We start from the raw sequence: 11,119 nt of genomic DNA, 5'->3' as shown, positions 1-11,119 counted from the left end.
CGCCGGCCCCGGCTCCGGTCCCGGCCTCCGCCACGACCGAGCAGCGCCCGGCTTCCGGGTGGGCCCCGCCCGAGTGGGCGCCCCGCCCGCCGGCGGCTGCCGCGCCCGCCGCGACCGTGCCGCACCCGTCGCTCCCGCCGTCGGTCGCGCCCCGCATCGGGACGCTCGACGACGAGGTCGCCGCGATGCTCGCGATGCGGTCCGACATCCAGGAGCAGGCTCTGTCCGAGCTCAGCCAGCTGTCGGCCTACCGGCCCGCCTCCATGGGCATGACCGGTGAGACCCTGCAGCGGCGTGTTCCTTCAGCTGTGCCGTCGGCCGTCCCGGCCGCGGACGAGGGCAAGCCCGTCCAGCGCGACGCGGACCAGCTCCGCTCCCGCCTGTCGAGCTTCCAGTCCGGGACCAACCGTGGCCGTCGTGCCTCGGACGGCCCCACCGGCCCCAACGGCCAGGCCTCATGACGGCCTACGATTCCCGACCAGCCGTCTCCGCCCAGGTGACGTCTCACCCCGCAGTCGTCACCGACTGCACCAGCAAGGAGGAAGTGTGACCGCGCTCAGCACCGAGGCAGCCAACTTCGGCTGGCTCCTGGACAACTTCGTCCGGACCGTGCCCGGCACTCGCCACACGCTCGTGGTGTCGGCGGACGGTCTGCTCATGGCGATGTCGGAGCAGCTCGACCGCACCAGCGGCGACCAGCTCGCGGCGATCGTCTCCGGCATGTCGAGCCTGACCCGTGGCGCGTCGCGCCAGCTCCGCGCAGGGGAGGTGCGCCAGGCGATCATCGAGATGGACGCCCTGTTCCTCTTCCTGATGAGCGTCTCGAACGGCTCGGTCCTCGCCGTGGTCGCCGAGTCGAGCTGCGACGTCGGCCTCATCGGCTACGAGATGGCGATGCTCGTCTCGCGCACCGAGGCGACGCTCACGCCGCAGCTCATCTCCGAGATGCGCGGCCAGCTGCCCGTCGACGGCGCGACCCGCGCCCCCGTGGCCTGACGCGAACGGAGACGGCTCGAAGATGAGTGAGCACATCGAGTACGAGGCCAGGACGGTGCGGCCTTACGCCGTCACCGGCGGCCGCGTGCGCTCGGCGCGCTCCGACCTGCCTCTCGAGGCACTGGTCGAGGTGATGCCGGGCGCTGTGACCAGCGCGGGGCTGCCGCCCGAGAAGCGGGCGATCCTGCAGCACGCCGCGCACACCTACATCTCCGTCGCGGAGCTGTCGGCTCTGCTCCACCTTCCTCTCGGGGTGGTCCGGATCCTCGTGTCCGACCTCTCCGACCAGCAGTACGTGCGCGTGCACACCTCTCAGCCGGTCGAGGTCAACACCGGTGAGTCCCCCGCCCTGTCCCTGAGCGTGCTGGAGAGTGTTCTCAATGGCATTTCCGCCCTCTGACGCCGCCGTCGCCGCTCCGGCGGGGACCGCGGGGTCTGTCGCACCCACCGTCGTCAAGATCGTCGTCGCGGGCGGCTTCGCCGTCGGCAAGACGACCTTCATCGGGTCCATCTCGGACATCGAGCCCCTCAACACCGAGGCCGCGATGACCGAGCACTCCGTCGGCGTCGACGACGCCGGTGGCGTGTCGGACCGCAAGACCACCACGACCGTCGCCATGGACTTCGGCCGCATCGCGCTGCCGGGCCAGCTGTGGCTCTACCTGTTCGGCACGCCGGGCCAGGACCGCTTCCTCTTCATGTGGGACGACCTGGTCCGCGGCGCGATCGGTGCGGTCGTCCTCGTGGACACCGACCGTCTCGACCAGTGCTTCCCGGCGGTCGACTACTTCGAGAGCCGGGGCATCCCGTTCGTCGTGGGCGTCAACTGCTTCGACGGCGTCGCCAAGCACCAGCTCGACGACGTCCGTGAGGCGCTCGCCATCCCGGCGCACGTGCCCGTGCTCTACACGGACGCCCGGTCGCGTGCCGCCACCAAGCAGGCGCTCATCTCGCTCGTGCAGCTCGCGATGGAGCGTCTGCGCAACCGGTGAGCCACCCCGCACCCATCGACGGCCGGTCCCCGCACGGGGGCCGGCCGTCGGCGCGTCCGGCCCCGACGGCCGTACCGACGTTCGCCTCGACCGTCGGCTCGACGACGGTCCCGTCGGCGCCCGGGGTCCCAGACGCGGTGCGGGATCATGGAGGGGTGCCGCCGGTCGTCCCCCCGCAGCCACCCGAGCGCCGTCCCGTGCTCGGGCGCGCGGTGCTGCTCGACGGGCGCGCCGCGGACCGCTCGCCCGGCGCGGTGGTCCGGGTCTCCGCCCTTCCGCAGCCGCGCACAGCGGGCGACGACGGCACGACCGTCGGCCCCTTGCCGTGGGCGCCGACCACGACACCGACGCCCGTCCGGGGCGTCCCTCACCCGTTCGGGCCCGTACGACCCCCGGTCGACCCGCCCACCGACGACCCGGGCACCCCCGACCCGGGCACCGATGACCCGGCCACCGACGACCCGGGCACCGATGATCCGGTTACCCCCGACCCGGGCACCGACGACCCGGGCACCGACGACCCCGCCTTCGACGACCCCGCCTTCGACGACCCGGCCCTCGACGACCCGGCGCACGACGACGACCAGGTCACCGACGACCCGACCCTCGACCGGTCAGCGACCGGTGGGCCCACCGCGGACGAGCGGCTCACCGCCGGCGCGGCCGGGGCGGACCGCGCGGCGGCCGAGCCGTCCACCCCGCCCGACCCCGTGCCCTGGTCGCTGGTCCCGCGCCGTGAGCGTCCGCGGGTCTACGTCGACGGGTCGGCGCTCAGCCGGTACCTCGTCGGCGCCCCGTCACGTGACGCGTGGCTCGTGTGGGCGGCCGCCCACGAGGACCGGCTCGTCACGACGTTCCTCGGCGTGAGCGAGCTGCGCCGCGTCGCGCGTCCCCGTGGCGTCGAGGCGCACGGCGTCGCGCACGACGTGACGGACCGCGTCGAGGTCGTGCGGTTCTCGGACCAGTCGCTGCACGCGGCGGCCCGCGTCGCGGCGGTGCTGCCGTCGTTCGTCGCGCTGCACGTGGGGGCGGCGGTCGCGCACCCGCAGGTCGGGGCGGTCGCGACGTACGACGTGCAGCTCGCGCAGGTGGCCGTGCTGCACGGCCTGGAGGTCGTCAGCCCGGGGTGGCCGGCGGCCTGGTGGGAGCAGGTGCGGGCGTCGTCGTGACCGTCGTGCCGGCCCGGGAACAGGGGTCGGCACGGGGAGCCGCTGTGGGAGGATCGTCCCCAGCGCGCGGGCTTCGAGCAGGCGGACCCAGCAGCGTCGGGAGGGCTGTCTGAGCGGCCGAAAGAGACGGTCTTGAAAACCGTTGGGGCGGGACACCCCCGTCCTCGTGGGTTCGAATCCCACGCCCTCCGCCCCACCCCGACGTTCCGGTCGACGTCGGGGTCACCCGCCGGGGACGAGGATGCGCCGTGGCGTGCTGGCCTACCGTCGACGGATGACGGAGGAACGAGGGCCGGAACCCGCAGGCCGTCGGGCGGAGCGTGCCGCGCCGCCGTCGGCGGAGCGGATCGCGCGGGCTGCGGAGGGGCGCGCGGCGCGCAAGCGGGTGCCGCGGTCGGCGCTCGCGGAGGTCGCGGGGCGTGGCGGGCGGCCGGGTGCGCTGGACCTGCTGGAGGCGCAGGCGACGACGCGGCTGCCCGACCTGGTGCCGGTGCGGTACGGGCGGATGGCGGAGTCGCCGTTCGCGTACCTGCGCGGGTCGGCGGTCGTGATGGCGGCGGACCTGGGCGCGTCGGCGGACTCGGGGCTGGGTGTGCAGCTGTGCGGCGACGCGCACGTCGCGAACTTCGGCACGTACGGGTCGCCGGAGCGGAACCTCGTGTTCGACCTCAACGACTTCGACGAGTCGCACCCCGGCCCGTTCGAGTGGGACGTGAAGCGTCTGCTCGCGAGCCTCGAGGTGGTCGCGCGCACGCTCGACGTGGGGCGGAGACGCCGCCGCGAGATCGTCGTGAGCGCGGCGCGCGCGTACCGCGAGGCGGTGCGGGACTTCGCGGGGCAGACGGCGCTGGCGGTCTGGTACGCGCGGATCGACCTGGGCGACCTGGTCGACGCGGTGCCGCACGACGAGCGCATGGTGCGGCGGGCGCGGTCGGCGCTCGACAAGGCGCGACGGCGCGACCACCTGCAGGCGGCCGCGCGGCTCACGCGCGTGGAGGGCGACGAGCGGCGGTTCGTCGCGGACCCGCCGCTGGTGTCGACGCTCGAGGACGTGCTGCCCGCGGACGCCGCCCCCGTGTTCCGGCGCGGCATCGCGGACCTGCTGGTCGACTACCGCGCGTCGCTCGCGCCGGACCGGCGGCGCCTCGCGGAGCGGTACCGGGTGGTGGACATCGCGCGGAAGGTCGTGGGCGTGGGCAGCGTCGGGACGCGCGCGTTCGTCGTGCTGCTGCAGGGCGTGGACTCCGACGACGTGCTCGTGCTGCAGGCGAAGGAGGCGCAGGCGTCGGTCCTGGAGCCGCACGTCGGGCGGGGCGCGTACGCGCAGCAGGGGCAGCGGGTCGTCGAGGGTCAGCGGCTCATGCAGGCCGTGAGCGACGTGATGCTCGGGTGGCAGCGGTCGGCGGGCCCGGACGGGGTCGCGCGCGACTACTACGTGCGGCAGCTGCGGGACTGGAAGGGCGGCCTCGACCTGACCGGGGCCAGGCCGGCGGGGCTCGAGGTGTACGGGCGCCTGTGCGCGTGGACCCTCGCGCGGGCGCACGCACGGTCGGGCGACGCGATCGCGATCGGTGCGTACCTGGGCGGGTCGTCGGCGGCGGACGAGGCGCTCGCGGACTTCGCGGCGACGTACGCGGACCGCACGGAGGCGGACCACGCGGAGCTCGAGGAGGCGGTGGACGACGGCCGGTTGCCGGTGGTGCGCGGCGTGTGACGGCCGGCGGGCCGGTGGTGCGCGGCGTGTGACGGCTGGCGGGCCGGTGGTGCGCGGCGTGTGACGGCTGGCGGGCCGGTGGTGCGCGGTGCGTCGGGGGCGATCTTGTCGGCGTCGCGACGCCGGGTCTAGGGTCGACAATCGGACACCTCACCCGAGGGGGCGTGCGATGAGGGGTCACCGTGCGGTGCGGGTGCACCGCGACACCGAGCTCCGCGACGACCTGGGTGGCACCGTCCGGCACGGTCGCCCCGGCACCGTCCTCGTCGGGAACGGGCGGGCTGAGCCCGCGCTCGTGGACCTGCAGCGCCGGGCGGGCAACCGGGCCGTCGGGGCGTACGTGCAGCGCATGTCCGCGCGCGGGCTGCCCGTCGACGTCCCGGTGGCGCGCGGGCTCCGGGCGGCGGAGTCGGTCGTCCTCCTGCCTGACCAGCCCTCCGTCGAGGCGGGCAGCGACCGGGTGTTCGAGGCGGCGGGGCTCGCGTCGCCCGTCGAGGTGCCTGCGACGTCGCTCGCTGCGGAGGAGGGGTTCGAGGCGCTCGCGACGGCGCCGACCGCGACGGCGATCGCGACGGTGCAGAGCGGCGGTAGCGCGCCCAACCCGATGCGGCTCGGGCTCACGACGGCGCCGACGGGCTACAAGGCGCCGAAGTTCGACTTCGGGACGAAGCCGGTGCCGGGCGGTGCCGGACCGGCGACGTACACGTGCTCGCCGACGTGGGTCCAGCACATGGACGAGGGGACGAACACCTGCCAGTTCGTCGGTGCGGGGGTGCACAAGACGATCGGCCAGCAGGGCGGCAAGGACGTGTACTTCGAGCTCAGCGCGTCGATCGCGGCGCGCAACAGCCAGGCGGAGGCGGAGCACGCGGACGACATCAAGCAGGCGCGCGACATCTCGATCAAGGAGGCGGAGCAGGTGCTGACCGACCACGTGGTCGGGAAGACGTTCCCGCCGATGGGGTCGGCCGCCGAGGCGGAGAAGAAGGTGCTGGACGAGATCACCGCGAAGCTCACGCACGCGGGGCTCGGCAACGACCAGACGAAGTGGGCGGGGATCTACGACACGCTGTTCATGAAGACGGGGATCCGGGACCGGAACGGCTGGCACTCGTTCGGCGCGGCCTCGACGCGCACGACGCCCGCCGGGATCGTGTTCACGATCGGCAACGGCTCGACGAGCATCGGCACCAAGTCGTCGGCCGATCTCATCACCTACTGACCGCCCATGGGATCGATCGTCACACCCGTCACGACGTTCGCGGACGTGCCCGCGGCGTGGCTCGACCACCTGGACCGGCGGACGCGGTCGACGGTCGGGGCGCGCTGCGCGCGGGCGGACCTCGTGGTGCTGGGTGAGGGTCGCGGTGGCGACCTGGAGGTGACGGCGGTCCTGCTCAGTGCGGGTGGCGGTGCCGGTGCGGGTGACGGTGCCGGTGCGGGTGGCCGTCGCGGGGCAGGCGTCGTGAGCCTGCCGCCGCCGTCGCGGGACTTCGACGGGTCGCAGGCGCTCGCGCCGTCGGTGCTCGAGCGCGAGCGTGCGCTCGTCTTCGCGGTCGTCCGGGACGACGGACCGCCGGCCCCGATCGACGGCCCCGGCGCGGTCGTGGGCGAGGAGACGAGCGGCGACCTGGAGCGGCAGGTCGCGGCCGTGCGGTGGTACGCGGCGCTGCCGACCGGCGACGCGCGTGAGGCGGCGCTGCTGGCCGCGGCGGAGGACGGCGACCCGGCGGTCGTGTCGAGCGCGCTGCGGGCCCTGGCGGACGAGCGGCGGACCTCGGCGGTCGAAGCGCTCGAGATGCTCGCGGACGCGCCCGACTCGCCGCCGGTGCGCGGGTCGCTCGCGGCGACGGCGATGTGGGTCCTCGGGGCGCGCGACCGGGCGGAGCGGGTGCTCGGCGAGGTGGTGGACCGCACGGGTCGTGACCGCTTCCGTCGGCTGTGGGGCGTCCGCGAGGTCGAGGGGGACGAGACGCTGCTGGTCGCGCCCGACCCGCAGCACGTCGCGTTCGCCTGACCCCGCGTCCGCCTGACCCCGCGTCCGCCTGACCTCGCGCTCGCCTGACACCGGTGGCGCCGGCCTCCCGTCGGCGTGGCCGCCGCGGCCGTCCGTCCGCACGTCCGCGCCGGCCACCCGTCCACATGTCCGCCCGGCCGTCCGCCCGGCCGTCCGTCCGCCCGGCCGTCCGTCCGCCTGGACGTCCGTCCGCCTGGACGTCCGGCCCGCCGTCCGTCGCGACCCTTGCCACGGCGACGCTCGACGCGTAACGTACAACCACATGGTTGTAGGAATGGACACCGCGCACGTCGACAGGGTCTTCGCGGCCCTGGCCGACCGGACCCGCCGGGACATCGTCCGGCGCGTCCTGCACGAGCAGGAGTCCGTCTCCGCGCTGGCCCGGCGGTACGACATGAGCTTCGCCGCCGTCCAGAAGCACGTCGCCGTGCTCGAGCGCGCCGCGCTCGTCACCAAGACCACGCAGGGCCGCGAGCGGCTCGTGCGCGGCAACGTCGAGGCGATCCGGGCAGCCGCCCGGCTCCTCGACGTCTACGAGGAGATCTGGCGCGGACGCCTCGACCGCATCCACGCCCTGCTGGACGAAGGAGAGGACGCATGACCGTCGTCGAGAGCCACAAGGACCCGCAGGCCCTGACCCTGACCATCAAGGCCGAGTTCACGGCCACGCCCGACAAGGTGTGGCAGGTCTGGTCCGACCCGCGCAAGCTCGAGCGGTGGTGGGGCCCGCCGACCTGGCCCGCCACGTTCACGGCGCACGACTTCGTGCCCGGTGGCCGCGCGCAGTACTACATGACCGGCCCCGAGGGCGAGAAGGCCCACGGCTGGTGGGAGTTCGTCACGATCGACGCCCCGAACGGCCTCGCGTTCGACGACGGGTTCGCCGACCAGTCGGGCGCGCCCCAGGACGACGGGCTCGTCACGCGCGCGGTCGTCCGGCTCGATGGCGCGTTCCCCGGCACGCTCATGACGATCACGTCGCAGTTCCCGTCGGCCCAGGCCATGGAGCAGCTCGTGAGCATGGGCATGGAGGAGGGCATCGTCGGGGCGCTCGGCCAGGTCGACGCGCTCCTCGCGGAGGACTGACCGGGACCCCGGCACGACGACGGGCCGTGGCGCGCACCGAGGGCGCCGCGGCCCGTCGTCGCGTCCGGGCCCGTCCGTGCGCATGCGCGACGCACGACGAGCGCGCCGCACCGACGGCACCGACGATGGGGCGATGAGCGACGCCCCCGACACCCGCACCCGCGACCCCCGCACACCCGACCGGCCGACCGACAACCACCTGCCACCCCCGGGCGTCAGCGACGAGGTCGTCGAGGCCGTCGGCGGCGTCACCGCCGCGTTCGAGGTCATCGAGCACGCCCGCGGCATGCTCTACGCCTTCCACCGCCTCGTCGGCCGCGCGGACGCCGAGCTCGCCGAGGCGCTCGACCAGCTCGCCGAGGCCGGCCACCCCGACGTCGCCGACGAGCTCCGCGCCGAGGTCGTCGGGCGCAACGTGCTGGACGGGCGCTGGACGTTCCAGATCGTCGAGGAGTTCGACGACGGGTACTACCGGACGTTCGCCGACGCCGAGCGGCGCACGCGCGAACGGCTCATGGAGGGCCGCCGGCACGTCTACGAGGCGCAGCTCAAGGAGCGGAACCGCACGCACGGCCGGCCCGGTCACGAGGCGCGTCCGGAGGTCTGAGTGCGCGCCGGGCCCGGCCGGGCGGCCCGTCGGCTCCGGCGCGGCGACCGACTCACGTATCCGCGGAGGGCGGCCAGTCGGCCTGCTGTGCCGAGCGGACCGCGGTGCGCGACCCGTCGGCCTGCCACGCCGAGCGGACCGCGGTGCGCGACCCGTCGGCCTGCCACGCCGAGCGGACCGCGGTGAGCGGTCCGTCGGCCCGCAGCATCGGGCGGACCTCTCAGTCCGCCGCGACGAGCAGCGTCGCCGGGTCGGTGACCCGGTCCGACGCGGGAACGTCGGCGCCGACCGGGTCGAGCCCCGGCCGGTCCACGTCGGCGGGCCGGGACGCGGACCGCGGGAAGCGCGTCGTGAGGTAGCCCGCGTACCCGCCCGGCGACCGGCCCTCGCGCCGACCCGACGTCAGCACGTCGACGACGTCCGACGCGACGATCCGCGCCCCTGCCGCGTGCAGCGCCGCGACGAGCCCGACGTCCTCGTGCTCCCGGCGCGGCGCGAAGCCCCCGGCGGCGACGTACGCGCTCGCCCGGACACCGAGGTTCGCGCCGTGCACGTGCCCGTTCGGCCGCCCCGGCACGCGCGTGACCTGCCACTGCACGACCTCGTCCGGCAGCAGGTCGCGGGGGTCCGGGCGGACCGTCCCGACGACCACGTCGGCGCCCGCGTCGGCGAGGCGCAGGTGGTCGGTCAGCCAGCCGTCCGGCACCTCCGAGTCGGCGTCGGTGCACGCCACCCACACGTCGGCCAGGTCACCGCGGACCTGGTCGAGGGCGGCACGCACCCCGGCGGCCCGCGCCCGCCCGACGTTCCCGCCGCGCGTCACGACCGTCCGGACGGCCGGGAAGCACGCGACGACCTCCGCGGTGCCGTCGACGCAGCCGTCGAGCACGACGACGACGTCGACGGTCACGTCGGCCGGGAGCCGGTGCGCGGCCGCCGACACGGACGCGAGGCACCGCCCGACGAGGTCCTGCTCGTCGCGTGCCGGGATGACGACCGCGACGTGACGGACGCTCATACGAGCCCCGTCCGTCGGGCCACGGACCGCGGGTCGGCGGCGAGCACGTCGAGCACGAAGTCAGCCTCCTCGTGACGGACCAGCGGCGCGAGGTCGAGCGCGCGGCGCAGCACGCGGTGGACCTCGTCGCCGGTCAGGGGGTAGTCGGCGACGGGGTGCCGCCAGTGCACGGCCACGACCGTGCCGCCCGGTGCGAGCGACGCGCGCAGCGCGCGGGCCGTCCGGAGCAGGTCCGCACGGGACAGGTAGTACCCGACCTCGGACAGCACGACGAGGTCCCACGGGCCGTCCGGCACGCCGTCGGTGACGTCCGCGACCTCGACGCGCACGTGTCCGGCCGACGCGACGCGCTCGCGGGCCCGGGCGACCGCGGCGGGGGCGACGTCGACCGCGAGCAGCTCGTCGCTGCGCGCCGCGAGGTCCGCGGTGAGGACGCCGATCGAGCAGCCGACCTCGAGCACCCGGCCGTGGCGGGCGTCGGGCAGCGCCGCGAGGGTCACGGCACGCTTGCGCTCCTCGTACCAGCGGTCCTCGAAACCCCACGGGTCGTCGCGGCGCGCGTACGTCGCGTCGAAGTACTGCTGCCGCAACGTCGTCGCCGACGGGTCGTCGACGACCAGGACGTCGACGTCACGGTCGAGCGCGGCGACCAGGTCGGGCGACACCACGGCCGCGTCGCGGGGGTCGTCGGACAGCGGGTGCACCTGCGAGCGGTGCGCCGCGACGGCGCGGTGCCGGCGGACGACGGACCCGTCGGCGAGGTCGACGAGCTGCATCCGGTCCCACGGCACGCGCGGGTCGTCCGGCGTCGCCCAGTGCCACATCCACAACGGGTACTCGACGAGCCGCGCCCCCGTCTCGCGCGCGAGCGCGGCGCCGATCTCGCCCGCGACGCGGTGGTCGCGGTGGCCGTCGCCGCGCCACGGGACGAGGAGCGTGTCGACCGGGTCCGTGCCGAGCAGGCGGCGCAGGGCGGCCTCGACGTCCGCGCGCACCTCCCGCAGGCCGCCGTCGGGGTGGCCGAGCAGCGTCACGGGCGACGCCGGGGACAGGACGCCGACCGCCGTGCGCACCTCGTCGGCGCGGCGGGCCGCGAGCTCCTCGCGGCTCAGGGTCGGCGAACCGGGGTGCGACGCGGCGCCGTCCGTCAGGACGACGACCTCCGGCGGGTTGCCGCGCGCGGCGAGCTCCGCGACCAGCCCGCCGACCGCGAGCGACTCGTCGTCGGGGTGCGCGGCGACGACCACCGTCCGGCCCGCCGGGAGTGCGAACGCGGGCAGGTCGGCCCACCGGGCGTCGGCGGCCCAGGCGTCGCGCGAGGCCGCGGGGGCGTCCTGGCCGTCGAACACGACCCGTCCGGGCGCTGCGCCCGCGGCGTCGTCGCGACGGTCGAGCAGGTCCTGTCCGGGCGCTGCACCCGCGGCGTCGTCGCGACGGTCGAGCACGTCGTGCCTCGCCGCCGCCCGCGCGGAGGTGACGCGGTCGTCGGGCTCGGCCTGCGCACCCGCCCGGCCCGAGGC

13 protein-coding genes, 1 tRNA gene and 1 pseudogene are annotated in these 11,119 nt (G+C 75.5%); 12 read left to right on the top strand and 3 right to left on the bottom strand.

Going from position 1 to position 11,119, the window contains the following annotated elements; translation table 11 throughout:
- From CTKZ_RS21565 to CTKZ_RS10840, 12 genes and pseudogenes are all read left to right on the top strand, one after another.
- A pseudogene (locus tag CTKZ_RS21565) lies at window positions 1–461 on the top strand (hypothetical protein); the annotation flags it as partial.
- An 85-nt stretch (window positions 462–546) separates the two neighbouring features.
- Window positions 547–996, top strand: a complete 450-nt coding sequence (locus tag CTKZ_RS10890; protein ID WP_124342969.1) for a roadblock/LC7 domain-containing protein — start codon at window positions 547–549, stop codon at window positions 994–996.
- A 22-nt stretch (window positions 997–1,018) separates the two neighbouring features.
- Window positions 1,019–1,396, top strand: coding sequence for a DUF742 domain-containing protein (locus CTKZ_RS10885; RefSeq protein ID WP_124342968.1), 378 nt, complete (start codon window positions 1,019–1,021; stop codon window positions 1,394–1,396).
- A complete protein-coding gene (locus tag CTKZ_RS10880) occupies window positions 1,377–1,988 on the top strand; it encodes a GTP-binding protein (RefSeq protein ID WP_124342967.1) in 612 nt (203 codons plus the stop codon). The genes CTKZ_RS10885 and CTKZ_RS10880 overlap by 20 nt, the downstream gene beginning before the upstream one ends.
- Before the next feature lie 155 nt (window positions 1,989–2,143).
- Window positions 2,144–3,157 (top strand): PIN domain-containing protein, encoded by a 1,014-nt coding sequence (locus CTKZ_RS22475; RefSeq protein ID WP_225916613.1) that lies wholly within the window; start codon window positions 2,144–2,146, stop codon window positions 3,155–3,157.
- Between the two features lie 99 nt (window positions 3,158–3,256).
- Window positions 3,257–3,348 (top strand) — tRNA-Ser (locus CTKZ_RS10870).
- 83 nt (window positions 3,349–3,431) lie between these two features.
- Window positions 3,432–4,871 (top strand): DUF2252 domain-containing protein, encoded by a 1,440-nt coding sequence (locus CTKZ_RS10865; RefSeq protein WP_124342966.1) that lies wholly within the window; start codon window positions 3,432–3,434, stop codon window positions 4,869–4,871.
- A 169-nt stretch (window positions 4,872–5,040) separates the two neighbouring features.
- On the top strand, window positions 5,041–6,093 hold the full coding sequence (locus CTKZ_RS10860) for a hypothetical protein (protein WP_124342965.1): 1,053 nt from the start codon (window positions 5,041–5,043) through the stop codon (window positions 6,091–6,093).
- 6 nt (window positions 6,094–6,099) lie between these two features.
- Entirely contained in the window at window positions 6,100–6,888 is a 789-nt protein-coding gene (locus CTKZ_RS10855) for a hypothetical protein (RefSeq protein WP_124342964.1), read from the top strand.
- Window positions 6,889–7,162: 274 nt separating this feature from the next.
- On the top strand, window positions 7,163–7,489 hold the full coding sequence (locus CTKZ_RS10850; protein ID WP_124342963.1) for an ArsR/SmtB family transcription factor: 327 nt from the start codon (window positions 7,163–7,165) through the stop codon (window positions 7,487–7,489).
- A complete protein-coding gene (locus CTKZ_RS10845; RefSeq protein WP_124342962.1) occupies window positions 7,486–7,974 on the top strand; it encodes an SRPBCC family protein in 489 nt (162 codons plus the stop codon). The genes CTKZ_RS10850 and CTKZ_RS10845 overlap by 4 nt, the downstream gene beginning before the upstream one ends.
- 133 nt (window positions 7,975–8,107) lie before the next feature.
- On the top strand, window positions 8,108–8,581 hold the full coding sequence (locus CTKZ_RS10840; RefSeq protein WP_235843442.1) for a hypothetical protein: 474 nt from the start codon (window positions 8,108–8,110) through the stop codon (window positions 8,579–8,581).
- Window positions 8,582–8,633: 52 nt separating this feature from the next.
- On the opposite strand, the gene CTKZ_RS21560 is transcribed toward CTKZ_RS10840, so the two are convergent.
- The 3 genes from CTKZ_RS21560 to CTKZ_RS10830 form a co-directional block, all read right to left on the bottom strand.
- Window positions 8,634–8,789, bottom strand: coding sequence for a hypothetical protein (locus CTKZ_RS21560; protein WP_160142883.1), 156 nt, complete (start codon window positions 8,787–8,789; stop codon window positions 8,634–8,636).
- Window positions 8,790–8,801: 12 nt separating this feature from the next.
- A complete protein-coding gene (locus CTKZ_RS10835; RefSeq protein WP_124342961.1) occupies window positions 8,802–9,599 on the bottom strand; it encodes a glycosyltransferase family 2 protein in 798 nt (265 codons plus the stop codon).
- Window positions 9,596–11,119, bottom strand: a 1,524-nt coding sequence (locus tag CTKZ_RS10830) for a PIG-L family deacetylase (RefSeq protein WP_124342960.1), incomplete at its 5' end; no start/stop codon positions are given. The genes CTKZ_RS10835 and CTKZ_RS10830, both read right to left, overlap by 4 nt.

Origin of the sequence: Cellulomonas algicola (assembly GCF_003851725.1) — a bacterium.
GTDB classification, from domain to species: Bacteria; Actinomycetota; Actinomycetes; order Actinomycetales; family Cellulomonadaceae; genus Cellulomonas; species Cellulomonas algicola.
The sequence above is the reverse complement of the archived record's forward strand: the minus strand, read 5'-3'. Positions and strand labels throughout refer to the sequence as shown.